Annotated in this window: 27 protein-coding genes; 15 read left to right on the forward strand and 12 right to left on the reverse strand. The window is 68.0% G+C overall.

Annotated elements, in window-relative coordinates:
* Positions 1-9 precede the first annotated feature (9 nt).
* From ACFOSH_RS24000 to ACFOSH_RS24010, 3 genes are all read right to left on the reverse strand, one after another.
* Positions 10-1,464, reverse strand: coding sequence for a cellulose binding domain-containing protein (locus ACFOSH_RS24000; protein WP_378241290.1), 1,455 nt, complete (start codon positions 1,462-1,464; stop codon positions 10-12).
* On the reverse strand, positions 1,461-3,791 hold the full coding sequence (locus tag ACFOSH_RS24005) for a cellulose binding domain-containing protein (RefSeq protein ID WP_378241291.1): 2,331 nt from the start codon (positions 3,789-3,791) through the stop codon (positions 1,461-1,463). The genes ACFOSH_RS24000 and ACFOSH_RS24005 overlap by 4 nt, the downstream gene beginning before the upstream one ends.
* 122 nt (positions 3,792-3,913) lie before the next feature.
* Complete coding sequence (locus ACFOSH_RS24010) at positions 3,914-4,279, reverse strand: RNA-binding S4 domain-containing protein (RefSeq protein ID WP_378241292.1); 366 nt, start codon at positions 4,277-4,279, stop codon at positions 3,914-3,916.
* Positions 4,280-4,420: 141 nt separating this feature from the next.
* On the opposite strand from ACFOSH_RS24010, the gene ACFOSH_RS24015 reads away from it, so the two are divergent.
* Positions 4,421-6,040 (forward strand): GMC oxidoreductase, encoded by a 1,620-nt coding sequence (locus tag ACFOSH_RS24015; protein WP_449224193.1) that lies wholly within the window; start codon positions 4,421-4,423, stop codon positions 6,038-6,040.
* A 114-nt stretch (positions 6,041-6,154) separates the two neighbouring features.
* The gene (locus ACFOSH_RS24020) at positions 6,155-6,928 is read left to right on the forward strand and encodes a TIGR03084 family metal-binding protein (protein WP_378241293.1); all 774 of its coding nucleotides are present in this window, start codon (positions 6,155-6,157) and stop codon (positions 6,926-6,928) included.
* Positions 6,929-7,078: 150 nt separating this feature from the next.
* Here ACFOSH_RS24020 and ACFOSH_RS24025 read toward each other — a convergent pair whose 3' ends face one another.
* Together ACFOSH_RS24025 and ACFOSH_RS24030 are read right to left on the reverse strand one after the other, a co-directional pair.
* On the reverse strand, positions 7,079-7,558 hold the full coding sequence (locus ACFOSH_RS24025; RefSeq protein ID WP_378241294.1) for a carboxymuconolactone decarboxylase family protein: 480 nt from the start codon (positions 7,556-7,558) through the stop codon (positions 7,079-7,081).
* A complete protein-coding gene (locus ACFOSH_RS24030) occupies positions 7,555-8,634 on the reverse strand; it encodes an NAD(P)H-dependent amine dehydrogenase family protein (RefSeq protein WP_378241295.1) in 1,080 nt (359 codons plus the stop codon). The genes ACFOSH_RS24025 and ACFOSH_RS24030 overlap by 4 nt, the downstream gene beginning before the upstream one ends.
* A gap of 395 nt (positions 8,635-9,029) precedes the next feature.
* Here ACFOSH_RS24030 and ACFOSH_RS24035 point away from each other — a divergent pair, with 395 nt between their 5' ends.
* The 5 genes from ACFOSH_RS24035 (at position 9,030) to ACFOSH_RS24055 (ending at position 13,103) form a co-directional block, all read left to right on the forward strand.
* The gene (locus ACFOSH_RS24035) at positions 9,030-10,175 is read left to right on the forward strand and encodes a Cmx/CmrA family chloramphenicol efflux MFS transporter (RefSeq protein ID WP_378241296.1); all 1,146 of its coding nucleotides are present in this window, start codon (positions 9,030-9,032) and stop codon (positions 10,173-10,175) included.
* A 13-nt stretch (positions 10,176-10,188) separates the two neighbouring features.
* Positions 10,189-10,785 (forward strand): formylglycine-generating enzyme family protein, encoded by a 597-nt coding sequence (locus ACFOSH_RS24040; protein WP_378241297.1) that lies wholly within the window; start codon positions 10,189-10,191, stop codon positions 10,783-10,785.
* Between the two features lie 81 nt (positions 10,786-10,866).
* The gene (locus ACFOSH_RS24045; RefSeq protein WP_125677397.1) at positions 10,867-11,130 is read left to right on the forward strand and encodes an amphi-Trp domain-containing protein; all 264 of its coding nucleotides are present in this window, start codon (positions 10,867-10,869) and stop codon (positions 11,128-11,130) included.
* A gap of 168 nt (positions 11,131-11,298) precedes the next feature.
* Positions 11,299-12,522 carry a DUF4041 domain-containing protein gene (locus ACFOSH_RS24050; RefSeq protein ID WP_378241298.1) on the forward strand — a complete coding sequence of 408 codons (1,224 nt, stop codon included), beginning with the start codon at positions 11,299-11,301 and terminating at the stop codon, positions 12,520-12,522.
* Positions 12,519-13,103, forward strand: a complete 585-nt coding sequence (locus tag ACFOSH_RS24055; RefSeq protein WP_378241299.1) for a DUF2510 domain-containing protein — start codon at positions 12,519-12,521, stop codon at positions 13,101-13,103. The genes ACFOSH_RS24050 and ACFOSH_RS24055 overlap by 4 nt, the downstream gene beginning before the upstream one ends.
* Before the next feature lie 16 nt (positions 13,104-13,119).
* Here the strand turns inward: ACFOSH_RS24055 and ACFOSH_RS24060 are convergent, their stop codons facing one another.
* Positions 13,120-13,899: a helix-turn-helix domain-containing protein gene (locus tag ACFOSH_RS24060; RefSeq protein ID WP_378241300.1), complete on the reverse strand. Its 780-nt coding sequence runs from the start codon at positions 13,897-13,899 to the stop codon at positions 13,120-13,122.
* A 195-nt stretch (positions 13,900-14,094) separates the two neighbouring features.
* On the opposite strand from ACFOSH_RS24060, the gene ACFOSH_RS24065 reads away from it, so the two are divergent.
* Positions 14,095-14,313, forward strand: coding sequence for a DUF397 domain-containing protein (locus ACFOSH_RS24065; protein WP_378241301.1), 219 nt, complete (start codon positions 14,095-14,097; stop codon positions 14,311-14,313).
* On the opposite strand, the gene ACFOSH_RS24070 is transcribed toward ACFOSH_RS24065, so the two are convergent.
* Positions 14,286-15,128 carry a helix-turn-helix domain-containing protein gene (locus tag ACFOSH_RS24070; protein ID WP_378241302.1) on the reverse strand — a complete coding sequence of 281 codons (843 nt, stop codon included), beginning with the start codon at positions 15,126-15,128 and terminating at the stop codon, positions 14,286-14,288. The genes ACFOSH_RS24065 and ACFOSH_RS24070 overlap by 28 nt on opposite strands.
* A 105-nt stretch (positions 15,129-15,233) precedes the next feature.
* On the opposite strand from ACFOSH_RS24070, the gene ACFOSH_RS24075 reads away from it, so the two are divergent.
* On the forward strand, positions 15,234-15,980 hold the full coding sequence (locus ACFOSH_RS24075; RefSeq protein ID WP_378241303.1) for a hypothetical protein: 747 nt from the start codon (positions 15,234-15,236) through the stop codon (positions 15,978-15,980).
* Positions 15,977-16,801 (forward strand): RDD family protein, encoded by an 825-nt coding sequence (locus tag ACFOSH_RS24080; RefSeq protein WP_378241304.1) that lies wholly within the window; start codon positions 15,977-15,979, stop codon positions 16,799-16,801. Before ACFOSH_RS24075 ends, ACFOSH_RS24080 begins: the two co-directional genes overlap by 4 nt.
* Positions 16,802-16,844: 43 nt before the next feature.
* Here ACFOSH_RS24080 and ACFOSH_RS24085 read toward each other — a convergent pair whose 3' ends face one another.
* On the reverse strand, positions 16,845-17,570 hold the full coding sequence (locus ACFOSH_RS24085) for an SDR family oxidoreductase (RefSeq protein ID WP_378241305.1): 726 nt from the start codon (positions 17,568-17,570) through the stop codon (positions 16,845-16,847).
* Positions 17,571-17,662: 92 nt separating this feature from the next.
* Here ACFOSH_RS24085 and ACFOSH_RS24090 point away from each other — a divergent pair, with 92 nt between their 5' ends.
* Entirely contained in the window at positions 17,663-18,346 is a 684-nt protein-coding gene (locus ACFOSH_RS24090) for a TetR/AcrR family transcriptional regulator (protein WP_378241306.1), read from the forward strand.
* Between the two features lies 1 nt (position 18,347).
* On the opposite strand, the gene ACFOSH_RS24095 is transcribed toward ACFOSH_RS24090, so the two are convergent.
* On the reverse strand, positions 18,348-19,196 hold the full coding sequence (locus tag ACFOSH_RS24095; protein ID WP_378241307.1) for a fructosamine kinase family protein: 849 nt from the start codon (positions 19,194-19,196) through the stop codon (positions 18,348-18,350).
* A 97-nt stretch (positions 19,197-19,293) separates the two neighbouring features.
* Here ACFOSH_RS24095 and ACFOSH_RS24100 point away from each other — a divergent pair, with 97 nt between their 5' ends.
* Positions 19,294-19,983 carry a hypothetical protein gene (locus ACFOSH_RS24100; protein WP_378241308.1) on the forward strand — a complete coding sequence of 230 codons (690 nt, stop codon included), beginning with the start codon at positions 19,294-19,296 and terminating at the stop codon, positions 19,981-19,983.
* On the opposite strand, the gene ACFOSH_RS24105 is transcribed toward ACFOSH_RS24100, so the two are convergent.
* Positions 19,954-20,793 carry a helix-turn-helix domain-containing protein gene (locus tag ACFOSH_RS24105; protein ID WP_378241309.1) on the reverse strand — a complete coding sequence of 280 codons (840 nt, stop codon included), beginning with the start codon at positions 20,791-20,793 and terminating at the stop codon, positions 19,954-19,956. The genes ACFOSH_RS24100 and ACFOSH_RS24105 overlap by 30 nt on opposite strands.
* A gap of 57 nt (positions 20,794-20,850) precedes the next feature.
* Between ACFOSH_RS24105 and ACFOSH_RS24110 the strand changes: the two genes are divergently transcribed.
* Positions 20,851-21,711 (forward strand): alpha/beta fold hydrolase, encoded by an 861-nt coding sequence (locus ACFOSH_RS24110; RefSeq protein ID WP_378241310.1) that lies wholly within the window; start codon positions 20,851-20,853, stop codon positions 21,709-21,711.
* Here ACFOSH_RS24110 and ACFOSH_RS24115 read toward each other — a convergent pair.
* On the reverse strand, positions 21,708-22,085 hold the full coding sequence (locus ACFOSH_RS24115) for a hypothetical protein (protein ID WP_378241311.1): 378 nt from the start codon (positions 22,083-22,085) through the stop codon (positions 21,708-21,710). The genes ACFOSH_RS24110 and ACFOSH_RS24115 overlap by 4 nt on opposite strands.
* 162 nt (positions 22,086-22,247) lie before the next feature.
* Here ACFOSH_RS24115 and ACFOSH_RS24120 point away from each other — a divergent pair, with 162 nt between their 5' ends.
* Positions 22,248-23,003, forward strand: a complete 756-nt coding sequence (locus tag ACFOSH_RS24120; protein WP_378241312.1) for a thioesterase II family protein — start codon at positions 22,248-22,250, stop codon at positions 23,001-23,003.
* 91 nt (positions 23,004-23,094) lie between these two features.
* Positions 23,095-24,111: an alpha/beta fold hydrolase gene (locus ACFOSH_RS24125; RefSeq protein ID WP_378241313.1), complete on the forward strand. Its 1,017-nt coding sequence runs from the start codon at positions 23,095-23,097 to the stop codon at positions 24,109-24,111.
* Here the strand turns inward: ACFOSH_RS24125 and xylA are convergent.
* Positions 24,108-25,277, reverse strand: coding sequence for a xylose isomerase (xylA, locus tag ACFOSH_RS24130; RefSeq protein ID WP_378241314.1), 1,170 nt, complete (start codon positions 25,275-25,277; stop codon positions 24,108-24,110). The genes ACFOSH_RS24125 and xylA overlap by 4 nt on opposite strands.
* Positions 25,278-25,285: the final 8 nt, after the last annotated feature.

Raw genomic sequence — 25,285 nt, forward strand, 5'->3', positions numbered from 1 at the left:
CGGCGTCCGTCAAGGCGTGACAGGGATGTTCGTCAACCCGTTCACCGCCCTGGACACGGTGTTGGACGCGTAGACCACGTTCGGCCGTTCCGAACACTTCGACACCGAAGTGATCTTGATGGCGTACTGGCCGACCCCACCGAGGTCGGACTTGTTGTCCCGCCAGACGTTCCCGCAGCCGTTCGGGAACGACGGGGTCGTCCCGGGGTTATGCGTCTCGTAGCCGTTCACGAAAGCCCCCGGCGCGGCGAAGGTACCGGTGTTGCCCTCGATGACGTATCCGAATCCCTTGACGTCGATCCAGGAATCGGCCGAGTTCTCCCCGGAGACCCCTTGGCCGTCGAAGGTGTTGCCCCGGATGACGCCGCCCTCGGTGCCTTCCTTGACGTCGATGCCTTCCGCGGCGACGTACGGTCCGATGTGGTTGTTCAGTACCTGGATCCGGTCACCGCGGTCGACACCGCCGGAGTTGCCGTGACACGCCCAGTTCGAGTTCGCGGAGCCGAGGTAGACGCCCTCGCCGTAGCCCGCCTGCACGAGTCCGGTGTGGCTGATCGTCGAGTCACGGAGGACGCTGTCGGCCGATGAACGGCGGAAGTGGACACCTTCCTCGTCGATCTGATGGACCCGCACGCCTTCGATCACGGTGTGGTGCGAGTTGTCGACGACGATGCCCTTCTTGGACTCCTGCACGGTGAAGCCCTGGAGATGCCAGTACGGCGCGCCGTAGAGCCAGAGCCCGTATCCGGAGTCCCAGCCCGCCGTCGGCGCCGGGCAGGACGGGGCCTCACCCGAGGGGCCGTCGTTGATCAGGACCGCCGTCGACGGTCCGGTCACCGTGATCGGCGCGCCGGCCGTCCCGGGTTTCGTGGCCACGAAAGGACCCCGGTAGGTGCCGGCGGCCAGGCGAATCGTCTGGCCGGGGCTCGCGGCCGCCAGTGCGGCCCGCAGTTGCGCCGCTGTGCCGACGTCGACGACGTCTCCCGAGGGAACGCCGCTCGTGGTGGTCGTCGGCGGCGCGCTCGTGGTCGTGGTGCTGGTCGGTGCCGTCGTGGTGGTCGGCGCTCCTCCCCCGCAGGGGTTGCCGTCGACCGTGCACCCTGTCGGTACACCCAGCCCGGACGTGTTGAAGCCGAAGGTCGCCGAGCCGCCGGGTTTGATCGTGCCGTTGAAGCCGGCGTTGGTGACCTTGTAGTGCTGCCCGCTCCTGGTGAGCACCGAACTCCACGACGTGGTGATCGCGGTCCCGGCGGGGAGGTCGAACTCGATCGTCCACTGTGCGCTGTTCGCGTCGCCCGCGTTGGTCAGCGTGTACTTCCCGCCGTACCCGCTGTCCCAGGTCGAGCTCTGGACGAACGCGGCGGACAGGCTGGGCGCGGCGGCCTCGGCGGTGACGACGGCGCCCAGCAGGCCCGCCGCCGACGCCGTGGCCGCGATCGCGGCGAGCAGTCGTTTCCTCGTCATTCCGTGCCTCCGCATTTCGTTCCGGCGATCGTGCACGCGACCGGGAGTCCCGGACCGGCGGCGTTGAAGCCGAACGTCGCCGAGCCGCCGGGTTTGACGCTGCCGTTGTGGGTCGCGTTCCCGAACCGGTAGTGCCGGCCGGTTTTGGTCACTACCGAACTCCAGGAACTGCTGACCGTCGTCCCGGCGGGCAGGTCGAACTCGACCGCCCATGAACCCACCGCGGCCGAGCAGGTGTTGGTGATGGTGAAACCGCCGCCGTAGCCGCTGTCCCACACCGACTTACGGGCGAACGCCGCCGTCAGGCACGCGCCGGGATTCGAAGAGGTCGTGGTGGTCGGTGGTGTCGAGGCAGACGTGGGCGTGGTCTGGCCCGTCGACGAGGACGGTGGAGTCCCATCGGCGGATTTCAGGAACAGCGAAGACGCGGCGTCGGTCTTGGACGCGTCGATCCCGTGCCCGCCGGTGTAGTCCCGCTGCTCGTTCTTCGCCCAGTCGGCGATCGGTGTCCCGCCGGCGTCGAGGTGCTTGTACGCGGTGCCGTCCCACCCGAAGGCGTAGACGCGATGCCGATCGGCGTAGAAGTCGTTATACGGCCCGTTGTCCGCGAGCTGTTTGGTCATGGCGTTGTTGAAGAACACGTTCCGGTAACCGGACGCGCCCGACCATTTGACGGCCTTCTTCCCCGCGCCCCACCAGATCGGGAACCAGTTCGAGTCGTCGGGACCGCCGCCGCCCTCCTCACCACAGTTGGCGCGGCAATTCCCGGAGCGGTGCGCGTAGGGAACCTTGACCGTGTTGAGCTCGAAGAGGTTGTTGCGTTCCCAGCCGCCGTGCAGGTTCAGGTCGGAGTCGAACGAATTGCCGATCACCACGTTGCCCGCGGCGGACCACTGGAAGGTGAAGTGCCGCAACAGGGTCGAGGTGTTGCCGGCGTAGAGCGAGTCCCAGACCCGGGAACCGCGGAAGTAGCCGTTGCCGCCCTTGCCCTTGTTCCATGAGCCGTTGAGCTCGTTGTCGACGATCTGGAGGTTCTTGGCTTCCTCGGTGACGATCGGATGCGACCCGGTCATGTCGGCGCGGATGCCGCGCACCCACGAGTTCGCCGCCCACTTGAACACGATCCCGTGCATTTCCGCGGCGGGCGCCATGTTGCCGTAGTTGTTGTTCGCCTCCGCCGGGTTCAGGCCCGGCATGTCCTGCGTGAAGCCGAGGTTCTCGAATCCGACGCCGAGCACCGGGTCGACCAGCGGTGCCGCCTTCGAGTCGTAGGGGGCGCCGTCGATCGGGGCCGAACCGTCCGACGTGGAGTTCACCGGGACGTCGTACTCGAGCGGTTTGTCGAGGGTGATAGTGCGCGCGGCCGTGTCGAGCGCGGCGATCGTGAAGATCTGCTGGCGCATGTGCATGTTCAGCAACGGGAACGTCGTCGGCGTCGCCTGCTGCTGCTCGTAGAACTTCTGCGAGTTGGCCGCGCGGATGTTGACCAGGTTCCCGGCGGCGAGCGAGGTCAGCGCGCCGCTGCTCGCCAGGTGGACGACCTTGTCCCCCATCTTGGCGGCGAAAGCGGTGTCGCCCGGCTTGCCCCGCAGCTTCACCCCGGCCTTCCAATGGACGTTGACCGTGCCCTCGAAGATGTCCTTGCGGTTGGCGGGCGCCGAGGCGTAGTCGCTCGCGTAGGCCGAGTGCACTCCCCTGGACTGGACACGGAAGAGGCCGCGCCCCGGCCACAACCAGCCACCCTTGCCCGCGCCCGAGGTCATCCCGTCCTCGTCCCAGTCGGAACCGTCCGGGGTGAGGGCGTCGTAGAGGGTGTTCGCGTCGGGCTTGTAGACGAACTTGGTGGCGTCCTTGCCCGCGCCGCGCAGGATCAGGTAGTCGGCGTCGACGTGGATCTCGTGCGTGACGTCGAACCGGCCGGCCGGGAAGGTGATCGTGCTCAGTTTGGTGTAGCTCCCGGATGGCGAGCAGGCGCTCTTGATGCCGTCGATCGCCGCCTGGATCCCGTTCGTGTCGTCGGCGCCGTCGTCGGGCTTGACGTTGTACTGGCTCGCCAGTTCGGCCGCGGTGACCTGGCAGGTGGCGTTCGGATTCACTTCACCGGAGCCGGGCAGCGCGGCGCCGCCCCGGTATCCGGCCTTGGACCAGTCGTAGAGCCCCGCGACCGGCGCGCGGCGATTGGCCGCGCCCACGTCGAGACCGGTCAGCGCACCCGGTCCCGGCGCCGCGGCCGCCACCTCGGGCGGTATCCGCAGGAGCGCGGTGGTGGCGACCACGGCGGCGAGCGCCGGTAGGACGGCACGACGAAGAGGACTTTTTCGGGACACCCGAAACCTCCGTGACGGACTGACGGAAGGTGTTGCGGCGTGTACACCCGGACTCAGTCTTTATAGTTCACGTCTATGTCGCTCGTCAACGGATGTGAATACCGCCCACGTATGTGAACGGCTCAGCTTTCGCCGGACCGGAAACGGTCAAGCACCCGACGTTCCCGTTTCGTCGGCCGCCCCGCCCCCCGCTCCCGCCGCGCGACCGGCACGGCGGACTCCGGCGGCGGCGCGGGCGTCCGGTCGATGAAACAGGTCGCGGCGTCGGCGGCACCGACCCGTTTCTGGATCACCCGCGTCACTTCAAGGATCCGCGTGGTGTCGTGGACCCGGGCCCGCACCTCGTCGCCCGCCACGACCGTGGTCGCGGGTTTGGCGGGTTTGCCGTTCACGCGGACATGGCCGCCGCGGCAGGCCGCTGCGGCATCCGGGCGCGTCTTGGTGAGCCGGACGGCCCACAGCCAGCGATCGACTCGAGTGGACTCCACAGCAGTACATAGTGGCCCATCCGCCGCCGCGATGCCCGACTGCCTGGTCCGAGCCCCCGGAAAGAACTCTCACGTTTATTGCCACCCGGCATAGCCGCAGGTATAACTTGTTCTAAATCCCTCAACGGTGAGGAAGATCACGTGAGCGACGAAACCATGTGGAGAAGCGCTTCCGGACAGTTATCCCGCCGCCTTTTCATTACTGGAACTGGTTCTATCTTAGGGGCAGCGGCCCTGGGCGGGACCGCCTCCGCGAAAAGTTCGATCGCCGATGCCGCGCGAATCCCGGCGCTCGTCATCGGTTCCGGATACGGCGGCTGCGTCGCCGCGCTCCGGCTCGCCGAGGCGGGCGTCGACGTCCACCTCGTCGAACTCGGCAAGGCGTGGGACACCCCGGGCACGGACGGCAAGATCTTCGCCAACACCACCACTCCCGACTACCGGTCCTTCTGGCTGCGGACGAGGACCAAACAGCCCTTGAGCAACTTCCTCGGCTTCCCGCTGGACAAGGACGTCCCGCGCCACACCGGGACCCTCGACGCCGAGGAGTTCAGCGGCATCACCGTCTACCAGGGCCGCGGCCTCGGCGGCGGCTCACTGGTCAACGGCGGGATGGCCGTCACGCCCAAACGCGAGAACTTCGGCGCCGTCCTGCCCACGGTCAACGCCGACGAGATGTACGGCGTCTACTACCCGCGCGCCAACGCGGGCCTCGGTGTCGCCACCATCGACCAGAACTGGTTCGAGACAGCCGAGTGCTACCAGTACGCGCGGGTCGGCCGGAAGCACGCGCAGCGGTCGGGCTTCCCGTTCATGTTCGTCCCGGACGTGTACGACTGGGACTACATGAAGAAGGAGCAGGCGGGCACCGTCCCGAGGTCAGCGCTCGCCGGGGAGATCCTGTACGGCAACAACGCGGGCAAGAAATCGTTGCAGCAGACCTATCTCCCGCGGATCAAGGCGACCGGCCGGGTGACGATCTCGGCGCTGCACCGCGTCACCACCGTCACGCCGGCTTCCGGCGGCGGGTACACCGTGGTGATGGAGCAGCTCGACACCGCCGGCACGGTGACCGGGACGAAATCCGTCACCGCCGACAAGGTGTTCTTCGCCGCGGGCAGCGTCGGCACGAGCAAGCTGCTGGTCAAGCTCAAGGCCACCGGCGCCTTGCCCAACCTCGGCAACGAGGTCGGGAAGGGCTGGGGCGACAACGGGAACGTCATGTGCGGCCGGGCCAACCACATGTGGGACGCCACCGGGGCCCTGCAGTCGTCCATCCCCACCGCCGGTATCGACAACTGGGCGGCGGGCGGCGCGTTCGCCGAGGTCGCGCCGTTGCCGACCGGCATCGAGACCTACGCCTCGTTCTACCTGTCGATCACCAAGAACCCCAACCGGGGGACGTTCTCGTGGAACGCGGGTGCGAACAAGGTCGACCTCGATTGGCAGACCGCGTGGAAACAGCCGTCGATCGACATGGCGAAAACGATCTTCGACAAGATCAATTCCAAGGAAGGGACGATCTACCGGACCGACCTCTTCGGCGTGTACAAGATCTGGGGCGACCACCTCACCTACCACCCGCTCGGCGGCGCGGTGCTCGGCAAGGCGACCGACAATTACGGCAGGCTCAACGGTTATCCGGGGCTTTACGTGATCGACGGCGCGTTGATTCCGGGTAATACCTCGGTGAACCCGTTCGTCACCATCACCGCGCTGGCGGAAAGGAACATCGAGAAGATCGTCGCCACCGACTTGTGAGTCCGCTCGCGGCGCCCAGTGCTCCGGTTCGGGTAGCTTGGCGGCACCAGGTCGATCATGTCCGTCCCCACCGGACGAATCTGGTGCCGTCAACGCGCGCGAAGGTGATGGTGGATGCCGGACTACGGTCTCGATCTGTCCGATGTGGAGCGTGATGTCGCTCTGCTCGACCTGGTGGCTGAAGGAGACGAGCTCGACGCACTGGTCTCGGCGGAGGCCGACTGGTCCCGCCCCACTCCGGCGGCAGGGTGGACGATCGCCCATCAGATCGCTCACCTCTCCGCGGCCGACGCGAACGTCCTCATCGCCGTCCGGACCCCGGACTCTTTCGACACCGTGCTGAAGCAGGTCGAAGCCGGAGGCAGCGGGCACGCCGATCTCGAAGCGGCCGAGGGAGCGGCCCGGCCGCGGTCGCTGCTGCTGGAGCAGTGGCGCACCGGTCGGGCCGAGGTGGCCGCCGCGCTCCGCGATATCCCACTGGGCCAAGGGTTTCCGTGGTTCGGCTCTCAGCTGACGGCGACGCTCATGGTGCCCCTTCGATTGATGGAAACGTGGGCACACGGGCAAGACGTCTTCTCTACGCTCGGTGTCACGCGCCCTCCGACGGGCGGGCTCAAGCACGTGGCCGCTTTGGGCGTGGCGGGACGCGGACTGTCGTTCCACGCCGCGCAATTGCCTCCGCCGACAGAAGCGTTTCGTGTCGAACTCACCGGCCCCGGCGGGGAAACCTGGGCGTGGGGACCGGGAACCGCCACGCAACGGATCAAGGGCGGCGCGCTGGACTTCTGCCTCCGGGTCACGCACCGCAGGCCCCTCGCGGAAACCGACCTCACCGCGGTCGGCGAAGACGCTCAAAGGTGGCTGGAAATCGCCCGGGTCTTCCTCTAGCTCGTGAGTGGTAAGTCGCGTTAGAACGACACCTTCCACTCACGACCACCCCGGCCGACACCTCACCGCCACGTCTGATGTCGCGAAAGCCACTTCCGCGACATCGCCCTGCTCCTCAATAACCGTCCTCACCACTCACGAGCCGGTCTCTCAGAACTTCGGCAGAACGCAGACCGTGTCGATCCCCAAAACGTGGTTCAGCCGCCCGAAGGCGAGCCAGGAACCGATACTCATACTCAATTCCACGATTTCCTGCTGGCTGTAGTGCTCGCCCATCCGCTTCCAGAATTCGTCGTCGATACCGTGATGGTCGAGCGCGTAGCGTTCGGCGTACTCGGCGGCCAGCCTGGTCCGCTCGTCGAAGGCCTCGGTGGTGCGCCACTCGGTCACCGCGTCGGCGAACTCCTCTTCGACCTTCACGCCGTCGCGGTCGGTCCGCCAGTCCAAGCAGAAGACGCAGCCGTTGATCTGCGCGATCCGCAGTCGCGCCGCCTCGAACTCGCGGAGCCCCAGGGTGGTGTGCGAGTAGACCGCGAGCGAGAGCTTCGACGCCGCGACGCCGATGCCGGGCACCATCTCGCCCCACACGTAGCCGATCGGGTCCTTGCCCTCGGGAATGTCGATGTTCATCGCGCGCTCCTTCCGAGCTTGCCGGTGGCCGGTCGCAAGGGGACGTCGAGGGCGTCGTAGAGGCCGGGTTTGGCGTCCACGAGCCAATCGATGGCGCCGACCAGCCTGCCGACCGCGGTCGCGTTGCCGCCGGCGGACCGGTTCTCACCCTCGTCGGTGGCCTCGACCGAGACCTCGATCCTGGGACGGCCTTCGATGATCACCCGGTGCGCGCCGTCGCCGCTGGGCGGCGTCGGCCAGTCCGGCGCGCACGACGCGTGGATGCGGGTGACGTGCTCGATGACGATCCGGGGTTCGCCGTCCACGATCCCCTGCACCTCGAACCGGACCGCGCCCTGCGTGCCCGCTTCGAACTCGCCCATCGCCCGTGTGGTCACGGTTTCTTCGAGCGGGCGGCGATCGAGCGTCTCGCGGATCTCGTCCAGGTCGACCCCGAGGCCACGGGCGATGAGGCGCACTTGCCCGCCCCACACCATCGTGGGGATCGACGGGGCCAGCATCGGCGGCTGGTAGTCCATCGGCTGTCCCATACCGACCAGGTACCGGACGGAGTCCGGCTGGTCGTAGGTGGAGTAGTCGAAGATCTCCTGACAGCGGACCGCGTCCACGGTGGTGCCGAGCCCGCTGATCAGCAACGGCAGGATGTCGTTGCCCCAGCCAGGATCGACGCCGGAGACGAACAGTGATCCACCACCCTCGGCGATCGCCGCGAGTACCGGCTCCCGCAGTTCCTCGGGCGCGTTTCGCTGGTCGTACAACGCGTAGAGCGCGGGTGTCACCACCACCGCCCCCGCCCGGATCGCGCGGACGATGTCGGCCAGCGCTTCGGCAGGCCGGATGTCGCCGGACGCCGCGTACACCACCGCCCGCGGACCCGCCGCCAGAACCGCTTCGACGTCATCGGTCGCCGCCACACCCAGTTCACCGTCGACTCCCGCGAGCGCGGCCGCGTCGCGACCGACCTTCGCGGGATCGTGCACGAGCACACCGGTGAGTTCCAAAGCCGGATGCGCGTCGACGGCCCGGATGGAGGCACGGCCGATGTTGCCTGTACCCCAGACAACTGTGGGAATCATGAGGTCGAGGTTAACCGAATAACAGATCGGTTCCCAGTACCGAAACAATCACGGAAATCGCAGGTCAGAGTGCATTACTCGGGTTCATTCGAGGGGGCAACGAAAGCGTTCCGGTACGCGGAACGAGCACTGTTTTCCCCGGTGACCGGCAATCGGGTCGAGGCTCGCGGGCCGCCGTGTGTACTGTGCGTTCTCGTGACGAGCCCCGAGTCGGACAGAGTCCCGCCGCCGGTCATCCGGCGGCGAATCGTCGTGTCCGGCCGTTAGGTATCGGCCCTCTCACTACCCGATGACCCCGCTTTCCGATGACCGAGCGCTGTTCCGTGCGCCCGGCCGGGTTTCCTCCTGTCCAGCGCACGGCTCCTCCTGCTCGTCTTCTTGTTGGGAGTCGTCCGTTGCCCCTGTTCGTCTATGTCCTCGGCCTTGCCGTCTTCGCGCAAGGCACCTCCGAATTCATGGCTTCCGGTCTCGTGCCGGGGATCGCCGGTGAGCTGTCCGTCCCGGTGGGCGCGGCCGCCGCGCTGACGTCGGCGTACGCGGTCGGAATGATCGTCGGTGCTCCCGCCATGGCCGTACTCAGCGCGCGCTGGCCCCGCCGCCGGGCCTTGGCCGGGTTTCTGACCGCCTTCGTCGTGGTGCATGTCATCGGCGCCGTGTCGACGAGCTTTCCGCTGCTCTTCGGCACCCGGATCATCGCGGCGATCGTCAACGCCGGGTTCCTCGCGGTCGCCATGCCCGTCGCGGTCGCCTTGGCGCCACAGGGAAAACAGGCGCGCGCGACCGCGGTGCTGTTGGCGGGCATCACGCTGTCGTGTGTCGCGGGAGTGCCCGCCGGAGCGGTGCTGGGCGATCTCGCGGGCTGGCGTTCCGCGTTCTGGGCGGTCGCCGTGCTGTGCCTTCCCGCACTGGTGCTGGTGTTCCGGTCGGCGCCCGCCGACGCGGCAGACTCGCACGAGATCTCCATCAGGCGCGAAGCACGCGAACTGAAAGCGTCTCCGGTACGGCACGCGATGATTCTCGCGGCCTTGGTCAACGGCGCGACCTTCGCGACGTTCGCGTTCCTCGCCGTCATCGCGACGGACGTCGCCGACCTGCCCGCCGGAGCGGTTTCCGGCTTGCTGGCGGCCTTCGGGGTCGGCGCGTTCATCGGGGTCACCGTGGCGGGCCGCAAGAGCGACGGTGAACTCAAGCGCGGCCTGGTCCTCGCGTTGTGCGCCCTGCCCGTCGGCTGGGCGGTGCTGGCTGCGACCGGCGCGCAGCCGGTCGCCCTGTTCGTCGTGACGACCGTCCAAGGTGGACTGTCCTTCGGCTGCGGTTCGGCGTTCGTGGCGCGGGTCATGCACGTGGCTCCCGGTGCCCCCACGCTCGGCGGTTCGTTCGCGACGGTCGCGCTCAACACGGGCGCGTTCCTGGGGCCGGTGCTCGCCGGTTCCGTCACGGAGGCGACGGGCGACTATCGCCACGCCGTCTGGATCAGCGCGGCGATCGCCCTCGTTGCGCTTCCGCTCCTCCGGCGGAGGAAGGTGCCGCGGCCTGGGTAACATCGGCCGGACCATGGAGATGATCACCGTGCCGGCGGGCGAGGCAACGCTTTCGGACCGGCGGACGCAGCGAAGCTGGACCGTCGGCGTCGCGTCCTTCCTGCTCGCCCCGGTTCCGGTCACCCATGAGTCCGGCCGGCTTCCCCTCGTCGACGTCTCCTGGCAGGACGCGCTCCGGTACTGCAACACCCTGTCCGAACACGAAGGGCTGTCCCCGGCGTACCGGTTGGAGTCGTCGACCTGGGACCGCTCCGCGAACGGTTATCGCCTGCCGTCCGAAGCGGAATGGGAGCACGCCTGCCGCGCCGGTACGACCGGCCCTCGCTACGGGCCGCTCGACGAGATCGCCTGGTACCGCGAGAACTCGGCGGAGTCCGTGCACGAAGTCGGCGGGAAGGCGGCCAACGCGTGGGGACTGCGCGACATGCTGGGCAACGTCTGGGAATGGTGCTGGGACGTCTACGACGCCGAGGTGTACGGCGAGTACCGGGTCCTGCGAGGCGGCGGCTGGTTCGACGAGCACTGGAGCTGCCGGGCTTCGGTGCGTCGCCGGAGTCACCCGACCTTCCGTGTCGACGACGTCGGCTTCCGCCTCGCCCGATCACTCTGACCCCGGCCGCGGCGCACGACGATCACGCGATTGAATGACGTCACGGACACCCTGCCGGGGTGTCGGACCCTGGAGGAAACCGTGACCGGAACCGCGCCCCGAGACGTCGAACGCGTCTACTCCACCGCCGACGTCGTCGCGAAACTGCGCCGCCTCGCCGACGCTCTCGAGTCCGAGACCTCGTTCCGCATCCAGATCGCCGGGGAACGCTTCCGTGTCCCCGCCCGCGCGCAGTTCTCGATCGAGCACGAGCGCGGCGACGGCGAGGAAGAGGTCGAGTTCCAGCTGAAGTGGAAGATCGAGGAAACCGACTCCGACGACGACTCCGAAGGCACCGTCGTCTGATCGTCGGTCCGTACAGGATCAGCGGGCGGGCTCGTCATTCTTTGCCGGGTCCGCCCGTCTCCGTCAGTCCGGTCGAGTGAACCGAAGTAACACTGCGTGCCCTCTCCAAGATTCGGAAGTAGCACTGGAACCCATGATCTTGGCCAGTGCCACCGGGGAGGAACCACAGTGGCGTTGTTCGGCAACAATCAGAGCGCGGAACTCGTCGGCCTTCAGCAACAACTGGCGGTGGCCCACGCGACGATCGCGGAGCTGAGAGGCTGGGTCGGGCACCTTCGCGGAGCCGGAACCCCCGCGCTCGAAACCGACCTCCGCCACGTGAAAGCGGCTGTCGAGCAGGCCAAGGCGGAGCATTCGGCGCAATCTTCCTCGCAGAGGCAACTGGCGGCCGAGCTGGAGTCCTGGCGTGCTCAGCTCGTCGAGACCCGTGAACTCGCGTTGCTGCAGCAGATGGGCATCTACGAGTACGTGCATCCGCTCGAGGACGCGCTGGCCTGCAAGGACGCGCTCAGTGAACTGCGGCTGAAGATCAAGGCCGCGGCGAAAGCCGACGCCGTGACCTGCCAGGTCGACTGGGCGGTCAACGGATCCGTCAAAGAGGGCCAGAAGCTGGGTCGTGACATGGCCAAGTTGATGATCCGGGCGTACAACGCCGAAGCCGACAACGCGGTCCGCGTGGTCAAACCGCATACGGTGGAATCCGTCAAAAACCGGCTGACGACCACGCGGGACACGATCGGCAAGTTCGGCACCCTGATGCGCATCGCCATCTCGGGCGAGTACCACCGGCTCAGGCTGCGAGAGATCGACCTGACCGCCGACTACCTGATGAAGCTCGAGGTCGAACGCGAGGCGAAGGGCGACACCGAAGGCTGGGCGCGGGCGAAGGACCAGCTGGCCGCCGTCGACGACGCCATCGCCGGTGTCGAGCGACGGGCGGCCAACGTCCGCGCCGGCTACGTCTACGTCATCTCGAACCTGGGCGCGTTCGGCCCCGACGTGGTGAAGATCGGGATGACCCGCCGTCTCGAACCGATGGACCGGGTCCGGGAACTCGGCGACGCGTCCGTGCCGTTCCGGTTCGACGTCCACGGCCTCTTCTTCTCCGAAGACGCGGTCGCCCTCGAGACCGCCCTGCACCAGCAGCTGGCCACCGACCGCGTCAACAGGGTGAATCCGCGCCGGGAGTTCTTCCACGCCACGCCCGGGCGGGTGAAGGAGCTGCTCACCGAGCTCGGTGACGACCACATCCTCGAATACAAGGACACCGCGGACGCCGTCGAATGGCGAGCGTCCCGCCGCGATGCCGATCCAGCGAGCACCGGGCGCCCGTCGGCCGTCGCGTCGAACACCGACGCCGGTGATCTGTCTTCGGACGGCGATCTGACATGAGTCACCCCACGTTCCCCCAAGCGCCTTCCCGTCCCCCGTCGTGGCTCCCCGATCCGTTGGACGACTCCCTGCTTCGGTACTGGGACGGACATCGCTGGACCTTCTACACCGCCGCGTGCCCCGTGGCCACGCCGTCAGCGCCGGAGCCCGTGCGACAGGCGCCCAGGCCCGCTCCCGCGGTACGCCCGGACATCGCGGCGGCCCTGCGGAACGTTCGCGGAATGCTGGCGGGCTCGATGAAGGAGGTCAATCTCCTCCCCGGTTACCTCCGGCCCGAAGAGCAGCTACTCGCGCTCACCGGCGCGCAAGGCGAAGGCCTGGGCGTACTCGCCTGCACGAACCGCCGTCTGCTCTTCCTCTTCGTCGGAGTCCTGCGCCGCCAGTTCCTCGAAGTCGACTGGAACCAGACCAAGCACATCTTCTACTCCCCGGCCACGAAGACCTTTTCGGTCTACACCACGAAGTACACCAAGCGGGCCGTTCCGGCGTTCACCGTTCGGGTCAACAACCTCGACGACGCCAACTCCATCGCCCACGCGGCCCAGTCCGCGTCCGCCGCGCCACGGCTGGACGTCGTTTGACCGCGAACCCCGGCCGCTAGGGCGTCTCCCTCGCGACCAGTTCCATCCAGAAGTCCGGCGCGTACTTGGCGATCTTCGAGAACTCCATCTTGCCCGCCGGGCAGGCCCGGTTCGAGGCGTCCACGACACCGTTGCTCCAGTGCACGATCGCCCAGACGCACCGGCCGTCCTTCATGTGGTCGGTCACCCAGATCTCCAGGTAGTCCGCGCATTCGCGGTACCAGATCGACCCGGCGGTGTCGTCGCGGTGATCGCGGACGTCCGTGGTCCGCCGGGGGCAGGAGCCGGGAGCGTCGGCGGGGCTCGGCCGCCCGACGTTCACCTGCAGGTCCGGCTCGTAGGTGAGGATCGTCCACGGCCACACGCCGGCGACACCGGTCGCGATCAGCACACCCGCCACCGCACCGGACAGCAGCAGCAAGAGCCGGTGGCCGAAACCGAACCGGCGAGGTGCCGAGGGAGCCTGCCGCACGGGATCACCGAAGGCGAGTTCCACGACGCCGCCTTCGGACGGCCGCGCGGCCGTCCTGGCGAGGACGCCCTGCAGCCCTTTCACCGTTTCTTCGGATTGGCCCAAGCCGAGAAGAATGGCACGCAACTCGCCTTGCGTCGGCGGTTCACGCTTGCAGTTCTCGATTTCCGAAATTCGTTCACGCCTGATCCTGAGCCCGTGTTTCGCCGCGCGGCCCGCGACGTTGTCCTGAGTGAGACGCCGTTCGTCCCGGAGCCGTTTGATCAGTGCGCCGAGCTCTTCGACACCGGTGATGTCACCGGTGTCACCGCTTCGGGCTTCCATAGCGCTCCCCTGTCCCTCAGCGCTCTTCGACCGTGCAGACGTAGGTTAGCGACACCGCCTACGACAGATGTCCGCGGCCACGTTTGCACTGGTGGACACGGCGTGCGGTGTCGCGACAAATTCCCCCGACGTCGCGACGAAGGGACATTCCACGATCTTTCCTCATCCTGCGAAACAAATGAGGAAGGAACACCTGTGACACACGATCTCACCGGCGCGGCGTGGTTCAAGAGCAGCCGTTGCGGAGGCGGCCCGACCTGTGTGGAAGTCGCTTTCCTGGAAACAGGGGTCGGCGTCCGGGACGCCAAGGACCCGGGCCCCGCCTTCGTCGTCAGTCCCGGGAACTGGTCGGCTTTCGTCCGCCATTGTTCCGGGACGACGGACGATCAGGCAGGTGACTCCGCCACGTCGTGAATCAAATCCACCGATTCCGAAGGCGTCAGCGCCAGCGCCTCGACCCGTTCGAACGCGGTGACGTACTGCGCCACGCGACCGGGTTCCTGGGTGAGCCGCCCCTCCGTCAGGTCGTCGGTGTAGACGACCCGCGGATCCTCGGGACGAGGGAAGCCCAAGATGATGAATCCGCCCGCCTGGGCGGGATGCATCCCCGCGGACGACGGCAGGACCCGCACGGTGACGTGCGGGCTCCCCGCCGCGTCGGCCAGGTGCCGCATTTGCGCGGCCATCAGGCCCGGCTCGGGCGCTGGACGGCGGAGCACGATTTCGTCGACGACGACCGACAGCCGCGGCGGATTCTCCCGGCGAAGCAATGCCTGGCGGTCCATTCGCAGTGCGACCCGGCGCTCGGCGACCTCGGGCGTCGAGCCGGCGGCGAGGGACAGCGCGTGCGCGTACTCCCGCGTCTGCAGCAAGCCGGGTATCCACTGCGGCTGGTACTCGTGGATATCACCGGCCTCTTCCTCGTAACCGAGGTAGAGGTTGTAGCCGTCGTAGATGACGCCTTCGAGATCCGGCCGTTTGCCCCGCTGCCGCGACACCGTGAGCATCGCCGCCCGGCGGGCGCCGGTCACCGCGTAGAAGTCCAGCAGTTCGCGCAGGTCCAGCGGCCGGACGGCGACCTGTCCGGTCTCGATGCGGCTGATCTTGGCGGCCGAGCACTCCAGGCGCGCGGCCGCTTCGTCGAGCGTTCTGCCCGCTTGTTCCCGGAGATGCCGGAGTTCGCCACCGAACCGGCGGCGGTCTTCCACCGCGTCAGACGCCCCTGCCACGCAGACTCCCATCGAAGCAAAAACTACACAATGCAACTCTTGCACTACCGGACGCAGCTCGCTAGCGTCCATGCAATATGCAATATTTGCACGAGAGGGCGGGTCATGGCCGACTGGCTGCACAAACTGATCGACGAGGGCGTCCCGGAGGTGATCGATCGCTTCGGCCGCTGGCTCCTGTATCCCGTCTTCTGGCTGACGACAGCGATCCTCGCCTTCTGGTTCCTCAGTACGGGTCTGGTCTACGGTGCGCTGGTCATCGCGCCCCCGCTGATCCTGCTTCTGAGGGCCAGGTTCCATGGCCTGGGCAGGGTCTCGTCCGCTTTGCTGGTGATCGCCGGGCTCGCCGCGCTGGTGCCCACATTCTTCCTCGGGAAGTACAAGGCGGCCGAGACCGGTCACACCGGCCTGGTCCTGGTCGGCTTCCTCGTCTTCCTGGCCTGGGGTGCCGCCTATCCGGCGATGCTGGACAAGTTCGACGAACGGTTCCAGCTCACCCGGCCTCCAGGGGATTCACGGCGCAAGCTCCCGGACGAGGAACGGAACCAGCTCGCCATGCTCCGTGTCCTCCTGGTCAAGATCGTCATGGCCACCTTGGCCATGCTCGTCGTCGACGCCACCATCGTCGTGATCATCGGGCTACTGGCCCTCCTCCTCCGCAGCCACTGGTCCGCAGCCATCGCGGGTGTGGCGTGTCTGGTCGAGTCCGTCGCTGAAATCGACGGCGTGAACCTCGTCTTCAAGTTCGAACCGCTGGAGATCGCGGCCGGCCTGCTCGCCGCGTCGATGTGGTGGGACGCGGTCAAGAACCCGTTGTGGGACAGGCAAGCCCGGCTGGCGGTGGGACGATGATCCAGCCGCCCGTCGGCCCACTCCCGCCGCATCCGACGTCGGCCCGCCGCTGGGGCGCCCGATGGATCGACTGGCTCGTCCCCTGGCTGGTCACCTCACCGCTCTGGTTCCTGACCGCCGAACGGATCCAGGTCGAGGCCGGGCAGCACGGCTTCGCCTTGGCGGGCAAAGGACTCTTCAAAGCCGCGTTCGGCGGCTGGGGCGCTCTCGGCGACGCCGCCGACGACGAGGTGGCCGAGCTGTGGAGCACCGTCGTCCTGCTGATCGCGCTGACATTGGCTGTCCAGGTCCTGTTGATCACGGTGTACGAGGTGCTCCTCGTCCGGGCTTGGGGACACACCCTGGGCAAGGCGGCCTTCTCACTGACAGTGCGCCGCACCGACGGCGAGCGGCTGAACTTCGGCCAGATCTGCGCCCGCACCGCCATCGCCGTCCTCGTCCCCGGCCTCGGCTGGGTGCTGCTCATCGCGGCGATCCTCCAGCTGAGCGCGCTGCTCATGCTGGCAGGCGTCGCGCTCCTGATCTTCTCCGCCGTCGAATGCGGCCTCCTGCGGATGTCGCCGGACGGCAAGACCTGCTGGCACGACCGGCGGGCCGGGTCGGTCGTGGTCCCCAAGACCTGGACGGAACAATTGCGGCAGGCGCGCGAGTTCCAGCAGCGTGCCCTCGACGGCGGTGCGACGTTCGCCCGGCAGGTCTGGCAGGCGCCACCGGTCCAGCAGCTTTCCCAGCAGGCCCAGTCGACGTTCCACCAGGTCCGGGAACGGGGGCGTCAGGCGATCCAGCGCGACGACTGGCCGCCACGAAACGGGAGGCCGTAGCGAGCGCCTCCAGGACGAGAATCCCTACCCGGACGAAGAAAACTCAGACGATGCCGCCGTTCGCGCGGAGGACCTGCCCGTTGACCCACCGGGCGGGACCGGCGAGGAACGAGACGACCTCGGCGATGTCGGACGGGGTGCCGAGCCGTTCGAGCGGCGGCTGGGCCGCCATGCTCGCGATGGTTTCCTCGTCCTTGCCGTCGAGGAACAGGGCCGTGGCCGTCGGGCCGGGGGCGACCGCGTTCACGGTGATGTCGCGGCCGCGCAGTTCACGGGCGAGGACCAGGGTGATCGCCTCGACCGCGCCTTTCGTCGCGGCATAGGCGGCATATCCCGGCAGGGCGAGACCGAGCACCGAGGTGGAGAAGTTGATGATCGCGCCACCGTCGCGAACGCGGCGGGCGGCCTGCTGATCGACCACGAAGGTGCCGCGGATGTTGGTGCGGTGCAACCGGTCCAGCCGGTCGAGATCCAGCTCGGCCACCGGAGCGAGGTACATGGTCCCGGCGGCGTGGACCACGACGTCGACCCCGCCGAAGGCCTTCTCCGCGGTGTCGAACACGGCCGCGACGGCGTGCTCGTCGGCGACGTCGGCCTGGACCGCGACCGCCTGACCGCCCTCGGCGGTGATCGCCTCGACCGCCGCCTGCGCCTCGTCCTTGTTGCCGCCGTAAACGACGACGACCGCGAACCCGTCGGACGCGAGCCTTTCGGCGGACTCCCTGCCTATGCCCCGCGAGCCGCCGGTGACGATCGCTACGCGTGTCATGATGTGCTCCCATCAGGTGTTTCCGCTGATAACGTCACCAAGGTATCACCGATACCGAACCAGCGCTACCGCGATCGTGTTATCGTCGCTAAATGACGTTGACGACGAAAGACCGGATGGTCCGTGCGGCGGCGGAGCTCCTGCGGGACGGCGGGCGCGACGCGTTGTCGACACGTGCGGTCAGCGCCGCCGCCGGAGTGCAGGCGCCGACGCTCTACCGGACCTTCGGCGACAAGGACGGCCTGCTCGACGCCGTCGCCACGTATGGCTTTCAGAGTTACCTATGCGAGAAGCACGGCCTCGGCGAGACCAAAGACCCGGTGGGCGATCTCCGGCGAGGCTGGGACCTGCATGTCGAGTTCGGCCTGTCCCAGCCTGCCTTCTACATGCTCATGTACGGCGAGCCCCGAGTCCGCGAAGCGCGGCAGGAGGCGGACGCGATTCTCCGCCGGATCGTCGAACGCATCGCCGAGGCCGGCCGCCTGCGTGTCCCGGTCGAGCAGGCCGCGCAACTGGTGCACGCGACCGGGATGGGCGTGATCCTCTCCCTCATCGCGAGCCCGCCGGAGCACCGTGATCCGGATCTGATCGCCACCGCGCGCGAACACGTGATCACGACCATCACCATCGACAGCGCGGGCCAGGCGGACGAGTCTTCGGACATCCCCAGCCGTGCGATCGCGCTCAAGGCCGCACTGGAGAAGGAGCCTGATGCCTCATTGACCCCGGCCGAACGCGCGATGCTCGCCGAATGGCTCGATCGCCTCGCGAGGTGAACTACCGGCCGACAGCCCTCGCGGCCGCGACAGCCTGCCCGGCATAGGACCGTCCGAAAAGGACAGTGTGCACGAGAAGGGGGAACAGCTGATGTGCCCCGATCCGGTCGGTCCAGCCGTCCGCGAGCGGAGCGACTTCCTGATAAGCGGCCAGAACCCGGTCGAGCAGCGGGCAGCCGAACAACTGCAGCATGGCCAGATCGGTCTCGCGATGGCCGCCGTGCGCGGCCGGGTCGATGAGCGACGCCTCGACGGCTCCCCACAGCACGTTGCCGTTCCACAGATCTCCGTGCAGCCGGGCGGGAGGTTCGGCCACCTCGGGAAGCCTCAAGCAAGCGTGTTCGAGGACAGCGGCTTCGTCACCGTCCAGCGTGCCCTCGTCGACAGCGCGCCGCACATAAGGCAGGACCCGGTGCTCGGCGTACCACCGCGGCCAGTCATCCCCCGGCGTGTTCTCCATCGGGGCGAGACCGATCCACGCGTCGACGGGCCCCTCCGGCGGCGCCGCGCCGAACGCGGGCGCTCCGGCCGCGTGTAACGCGGCGAGCCCTCTCCCCAGCCGCTCCGCCGCGTGATGCGTCGGCCGCCCGCCGCCGACCAGTTCCGTGACCATCCATTCGTCATCGTGTCCGCGAATCTCGGGCACCCGCACGGCACCTGCCTCGCCCAGCCAGCGCAGTCCCGCCGCCTCCGCTGGCGTCGCGTTCGGGGCGTGGCCCCGTTTGACGACCACCGTGTCGCCACTGTCCAGTACGACTTCGGTCACCGCGCCCGAGAGACCCCTCTGCTCGGCGACGGCTCGTCCGGTGATCCTCGTGGCCGCCTCTGCAGGCGTCGAAACCTGGGTCATGTCCGCAACCTACCTCCGCCGATCGAGTGAACGCTCGTTGTCTAGAGTGCTCACCGGGGGAAATCCACGCACTTTCACTTTCGAGGGGAGATCGGTCGTGCCCACACGTCCGAGAGTTCGTCATGCCGTCATCGCCGCGATGCTCGGCGCCACGCTGGTCGGCTGCACTTCGCCGTCGAACATCGGCCAGGCGAGGAGCGCCGCCGCGACGACGTCCGAGGAGACGTCGGCCAGCACGCCGACGACGACTGAGATGCCGTATCTGACCACTACGCCCACGCTGGAGGTCTCCGGCGACGCGGTCAAACCGGGTACGAAGCTGAAGTTCGGCGAGCAAGCGATCGTCCCGTTCTACAGCCGCTACGCGAAGGGCGTCGTCGGGCTCACGGTCACCGTCGAATCGGTCAAGGCGCCCGACGCCGATGTCGACGGCCTGCCGCTCAAAGAAGAGGACAAAGCAAAACTGCGTGGCAAGAACTTTTTCTTCGTCCACGAAAAGCTGACGAACATCGACGGCACGAATCTCGCCGAAGTGACCGTGCCGACCTTGACCGCCAAGACCAGGAGCGGCGGCTGGCCGGGCTCTCTCCTCGGCATGGGGAAAGCCGACGTCGCCGGCTGCGAGGACCAGAACTTCGCGCCGAAGGACTTCTCGGTCAAGGGAGCGGTCTTCGAATCCTGCCAACTGCACTTCGGGGTCGCGTCGGACCCGATCACGTCCCTGGCCTACACATCACAGCCTTACGAAAGCGCCGATTCACGCTCCGTGACCTGGCGCAACAAATAGTCCGGCCGGTTGCCCGGCCTCGGTCGGGCTGTATCCGGTCAACGCCCGGAATTCGCGGACGAGGTGCGCCTGGTCGCTGTAGCCGCCCAGGTGCGCCACCTCCGCCCACGAAAGGGACGACGCCCGGTTCAGCAGTGCCAGTACGCGATTGAGCCGGGTGATCCGCCCGACCGTGCTCGGATTCAGTCCGATCTGTTCGCGGAACCGGGCGTTGAGATGCTGGCGGCTCCAACCGATCTCGTCCGCGAGGTCGCCGATGCGGACCGGGCCCGCCGCCAGCCGGTCCCACACGTATCGGACAGGTGCCGCGAGTCCCGGACCGCGAGCCACCCTCGCCGCCAGGTACTCGTCGAGCAGCCCGAACCGCGCCGGCCAGTCCGCCGCCTCCGCGAGCCGTTCGGTCAGCTCTCCGGCAGGCAGCAGGTCGGACGCCGCGATCGTCGAATTCGTCAGTTCCCGCAACGGGATCCCGAACAACGCGAACGAGCCTAGCGGGGTGAGGCTGACGACGATCCCGCGAGACGCCCCGGCCTGCCCGACACGCAGCGGCCGGTCCCGCAACCCCAGCACGGGCGAATCCGGGATCTCGCCGTCCCCCTCGGGGCGCCGGACCGGGGCTTCGAAGTCGATCACCCAGGTGAGCACGGACAACGGCGTGACCTGCCAGGAGTTCGGACCCGCGTCGGGGAGGTCGTGCGCGACGTAGCTCGACACATGGGCGGCGAGGCCGGGATGAGGGAACCGGAGAACCCGCTCGCCGGGGGCGCGCACGATCTCCCTCAGCGGCACCACGAGCCCCCACCCGTCCATCCCGCCATCTTACTTTCGTTCAAGACCGGATACGCGGCTCTGCCTAGCGTTCTCCCCATGAAGAAAATCGGGGGTTTCAAAGATTCGGCGGCCGAGAAGCGGTACTTCGCCGCCTACGACCGCGCGATGGCCGAATGCCCGGAGCCGGGCGCTGTCTTCAACGTCGAGACACGCCACGGCACCACACGGGTCTACCGCTACGGCGACGGACCGCCGATCGCCCTGCTTCCGGGGCTCATGGCGACTTCCGCCTGTTACGCGCCGCTGCTTCCCGCCTTGGCCGAGCGCCACACGGTCTACGCGATCGACACTCTCGGCGAGGCGGGCGGCAGTGTGCAAAGGGCGCCGTTCAAGGACATTCGCGACCGTGCGAGCGCTCTCGACGACGTCTTCGAGAGCCTGGGTCTGTCCTCGCTGCATCTCGTGGGTGGTTCGACGGGCGGCTGGCACACGGTCAACCAGGCGATCCACTTCCCGGGCAGGCTCGCGTCCATCGGGTTGCTGGACGCGACAACCGTTTCGGCACCGTTCGCCAGGAAGGTGTTCTGGTACGGCCTGCCCGCGTCCGTGCTCGACAGCGACCGCCTGTGGCGGCGTTTCGTGACGTGGTCCGCCGGTGAGGACATTCTCGACCAGCCCGCCGCGCGGCTGATCCTCGCCGGAATCCGGTCGTATCGCGCACGGGTGCCGTTCCAGGTGTGCCCGAGCGAGGAGGCGCTGCGATCCCTTGAAGTGCCCACACTCGCCCTGTTCGGCGGACGGAGCGCCGTGCACGATTCGGCCGCCGCCGCGGTACGACTGAGGAGCCTGCTCCCCCATGCCGACGTCGAAATCCTGCCGGACGCAGGGCATTACCTCTATCTCCGCCCGGAGGATCGCGATCTGATCATCGACCGCGTCATCGAGTGGGTCGCTTAGGCGGCGCGAGCGGCCGCTTGGGCGCGCGCGGCGGCCAAGCTGGCCCGGCACGCGACGATCAGCCGGGCCGAGGCGGCGCTTTCGCCGTGACCGCACCGGGGACAGGACATCGTGACGGTGCCGGACAGTTCGTCGACGGAAACGGTCAGCGCGGCCGCGCAGGAACGGCACCAGCGGTGCCGGGTGATCGGGTTGACGTGCAGCGGCGAGGCGACGCACTGGTGGATCCAGCGGCCGTGCATGTGGCAGGTCAGCCTGTCGTCCGGGGACAGGCGGCCGACGTCTTCCGCGTCGTCCTCCATCGCCAGCAGAACCGGCAGGGTACGGCTCACCGGGTGCAGCCGCGTGGTCGAGGCCAGTGTCGTGGTGTTCATCGCTTTCTCCCTCCGGCTCTTATCAGGACGTCGAACGGGGAACGCCAGATACGACACGGCCGAGCGGCATTTCGCCGAAAGGCTCACCCCGCCGGGTGAGTTGATCTTGGTCGAAGCCAAACCGTTACACCATTCGGGTTAACCGCGCGTATCTTTCGGATCATGACGGCCGCACTCACCAAACTGTCCACATCGGACGGTCATGGCCGCGGCTACCTGCTGCTTCCGCCCGCCGGCGGGACACTTCAAGCGTTCGGACCGCTCGCCGTCGCAGCAGGCTCGGACGTCTGGGGCGCCGAATATCCCGGACACGGCGAACAGCTCGCGCAGGCACCGGCGTCCTCGATCGAAGAACTCGCCACGTTCTTGGCCGATGCGATGCCGGTGGACTGGTTCTCCCGCGCCGTGACAATCGGTTTCGGAATGGGCGCCTTCGTCGCATTGGAAACGGCTCAGCGGCTGGGCGTCTCCCCGGGCGCGCTGATCGTCGTGGACGCGTGCGCCCCGCAGCGGCGCTCACCGGACAAGAACGCCAAGGCGGGGGCGTCGGCCGTGGGACGGGTGTTCGGCCGCACTGGGCTCACCCCTGTCGCGGGCTATCGCGACTCGCCCGAAAGCTGGGAGTACGCCCTGGACCTGCTGGTGGGCGACCTCCAGTTGCTGAACGCCTATCGCGGACCCACCAGGACCCGGCTCTCGTGCCCGATCGCGGCGATGCGCGGCACCGACGATCCCGCCTCCGCTTCGGGCGACGACGCCACGGGCGGCTGGCGGGTGTGGACGTCCGGCCCGTTCGTGGGCCGCGTCGTCCCCGGCGGATACCTCGGCGTGCTCGAGTCCGGCCGGGAGGCCGAGTTCTGGGGCCGGATCCACCGGCTGGAAGCGGCCTTCCTCGAAGTCGAACCGGACGTCGCTTGACGTACAGCGGTGACGTCGTCCGACGGTCGCCGCGGCCCGCACCGCCTCCGTAATTTCATCCCGTACCAGGTGTTTCGCGGGAGGGATCAGGATGCTCAGCAGGAGAAGGTTCGCGCAGGCCATCGTCGCCGTGACGGCGGGAGCCGGCGTGGCGGGCTGTTCGGCCCAGCCCGCGGCGGCACCGGCGGCGGCTCCCGTCACGACCGGCGGGAACACCTCGTTCGGCCCGCTCAAGCAGATCGACGCCGGCGAACTGAGCATCGGGTACGCCGAAGCCGGCCCCGCCGACGGCCCGGTGGTGGTCCTCCTGCACGGCTGGCCCTACGACATCCACAGCTACGTCGATGTCACCCCGCGCCTGGTCGCGGCCGGGTACCGGGTGATCGTGCCGTTCCTGCGGGGCTACGGGCCGACGCGGTTCCTGTCGAAGGACACCTTCCGCAACGGCCAGCAGTCCGCGATCGCCGCCGATGTCGTCGCACTGCTGGACGCCCTCAAGATCGAGAAGGCCGTCTTCGGCGGCTTCGACTGGGGCGCCCGCACCGCCGTGATCATCGCCGCACTGTGGCCCGAGCGATGCAAGGCGCTCGTCTCGGTGAGCGGCTACCTGGTCACCAACCGGGAGACGAACAAGGAGCCGCTCTCCCCGACCGCGGAGCTAGGTTGGTGGTATCAATATTACTTCGCCACCGAGCGCGGCATCCTCGGCTACACGAAGAACCGTCACGACTTCAACAAGCTGATCTGGAAGATCGCGTCGCCGAAGTGGACCTTCGACGACGCGACCTACGACCGCTCGGCGGCCTGTTTCGACAACCCGGACCACGTGGCCATCGTGATCCACAACTACCGCTGGCGGCTCAGCCTCGCCGAAGGTGACCCGAAACTCGACGCCCTCGAACAGAAGCTCGCGCAGGGCCCGGCGGTTTCGGTGCCCACCATCACGATCGGCAGCGACTTCGACGGCCCGAACACCGACGGCAAGGCCTACCGGTCGAAGTTCTCCGGCAAGTACGAGCACCGCGTCCTGAACGGGATCGGCCACAACGTGCCGCAGGAGGCGCCGGAGGAGTTCGCCAAGGCCGTCATCGACGCCGACCGGCTCTAGCGCGCCCCGGTGAGGTGTTCGAGGGCCAGCTGGGAAAGCCGGATGAAGCCGTAGCCGCGTTCCGCCGCCTTGTCCGGATCGAAGTCCTCGAACGCCGACCGGTCCGCCAGCAGATCGGCCGCCGTCTCGCCCTCGTTGAGCGTCGGCGTCGCCAGTTCCGGGACGAGGGCGGCTTCCAGGGCTGCCCGCACCTCGGGATCGGCGCGGAAGGCGCGGGAGCGTTCGGCGAACAGCAGATAGCCGGCCATATTGGCCTCGGCACTGGCCCAGACGCCGTCCATGTTCTCCGTGCGCAGCGGCTTGTAGTCGAAGTGGCGCGGCCCGTCGTAACCACCGTGCTCCAGCAGGTCGACCAGGAAGAACGACGACAGCACATCGCCGTGGCCGAACACGAGGTCCTGGTCGAACCGCGGGCCGCGCTGGCCGTTGAGATCGATGTGGAACAGCTTGCCCTGCCACAGGGCCTGCCCGATGCCGTGGACGATGTTGAGCCCGGCCATCTGCTCGTGCCCGACCTCCGGGTTCACGCCGACGATCTCGTGGTTGTCCAGCGTGGAGATGAACGCGAGCGCGTGCCCGACGGTCGGCAGCAGGATGTCGCCACGCGGTTCGTTCGGCTTGGGTTCGAGCGCGAGCCGAAGGCCGTAGCCCTGGTCGATGACGTACTGGGCGAGGAAGTCGATGCCCTCTCGGTAGCGGTCCATCGCCGCGCGGACGTCCTTCGCGGCGTCGGTCTCGCTGCCTTCGCGACCGCCCCACAGTACGAACGTCGACGCGCCGAGTTCGGCGGCGAGGTCGAGGTTCCGGAGCACCTTCCGCAGCGCGTAGCGGCGGACGTCGCGGTCGTTGCTGGTCAGGCCGCCGTCCTTGAAAACGGGGTGACTGAACAGGTTCGTGGTCACCATCGGGACGACGAGCCCGGTTTCGGCGAGCGCGCCCCGGAAGCGCTTCAGATGCCGCTCGCGTTCCGCGTCGGCCGAGCCGAACGGGATGAGGTCGTCGTCGTGGAAGGTGATCCCCCAGGCTCCGAGGTCCGAGAGCCGGTGCACGGCCTCGACCGCGTCGAGCGGGCCCCGGCTCGCCGGACCGAACATGTCGTTCGCCTGCCAGCCCACGGTCCACAGCCCGAAGCTGAACTTGTCCTCGCGCGTCGGTGCCTGAACCATCTCGCCTC

Origin of the sequence: Amycolatopsis speibonae (assembly GCF_042647925.1) — a bacterium.
Taxonomy (GTDB): domain Bacteria; phylum Actinomycetota; class Actinomycetes; order Mycobacteriales; family Pseudonocardiaceae; genus Amycolatopsis; species Amycolatopsis speibonae.

Coding starts and splice junctions, on each gene's coding strand:
- ACFOSH_RS24000 (WP_378241290.1), bottom strand. CDS start 1,464: ATGACGAGGAAACGACTGCTCGCCGCGATCGCGGCCACGGCGTCGGCG.
- ACFOSH_RS24020 (WP_378241293.1), top strand. CDS start 6,155: ATGCCGGACTACGGTCTCGATCTGTCCGATGTGGAGCGTGATGTCGCT.
- ACFOSH_RS24025 (WP_378241294.1), bottom strand. CDS start 7,558: ATGAACATCGACATTCCCGAGGGCAAGGACCCGATCGGCTACGTGTGG.
- ACFOSH_RS24030 (WP_378241295.1), bottom strand. CDS start 8,634: ATGATTCCCACAGTTGTCTGGGGTACAGGCAACATCGGCCGTGCCTCC.
- ACFOSH_RS24040 (WP_378241297.1), top strand. CDS start 10,189: ATGGAGATGATCACCGTGCCGGCGGGCGAGGCAACGCTTTCGGACCGG.
- ACFOSH_RS24055 (WP_378241299.1), top strand. CDS start 12,519: ATGAGTCACCCCACGTTCCCCCAAGCGCCTTCCCGTCCCCCGTCGTGG.
- ACFOSH_RS24060 (WP_378241300.1), bottom strand. CDS start 13,899: ATGGAAGCCCGAAGCGGTGACACCGGTGACATCACCGGTGTCGAAGAG.
- ACFOSH_RS24075 (WP_378241303.1), top strand. CDS start 15,234: ATGGCCGACTGGCTGCACAAACTGATCGACGAGGGCGTCCCGGAGGTG.
- ACFOSH_RS24080 (WP_378241304.1), top strand. CDS start 15,977: ATGATCCAGCCGCCCGTCGGCCCACTCCCGCCGCATCCGACGTCGGCC.
- ACFOSH_RS24085 (WP_378241305.1), bottom strand. CDS start 17,570: ATGACACGCGTAGCGATCGTCACCGGCGGCTCGCGGGGCATAGGCAGG.
- ACFOSH_RS24090 (WP_378241306.1), top strand. CDS start 17,663: ATGACGTTGACGACGAAAGACCGGATGGTCCGTGCGGCGGCGGAGCTC.
- ACFOSH_RS24095 (WP_378241307.1), bottom strand. CDS start 19,196: ATGACCCAGGTTTCGACGCCTGCAGAGGCGGCCACGAGGATCACCGGA.
- ACFOSH_RS24105 (WP_378241309.1), bottom strand. CDS start 20,793: ATGGACGGGTGGGGGCTCGTGGTGCCGCTGAGGGAGATCGTGCGCGCC.
- ACFOSH_RS24110 (WP_378241310.1), top strand. CDS start 20,851: ATGAAGAAAATCGGGGGTTTCAAAGATTCGGCGGCCGAGAAGCGGTAC.
- ACFOSH_RS24115 (WP_378241311.1), bottom strand. CDS start 22,085: ATGAACACCACGACACTGGCCTCGACCACGCGGCTGCACCCGGTGAGC.
- ACFOSH_RS24120 (WP_378241312.1), top strand. CDS start 22,248: ATGACGGCCGCACTCACCAAACTGTCCACATCGGACGGTCATGGCCGC.
- ACFOSH_RS24125 (WP_378241313.1), top strand. CDS start 23,095: ATGCTCAGCAGGAGAAGGTTCGCGCAGGCCATCGTCGCCGTGACGGCG.
- xylA (WP_378241314.1), bottom strand. CDS start 25,277: ATGGTTCAGGCACCGACGCGCGAGGACAAGTTCAGCTTCGGGCTGTGG.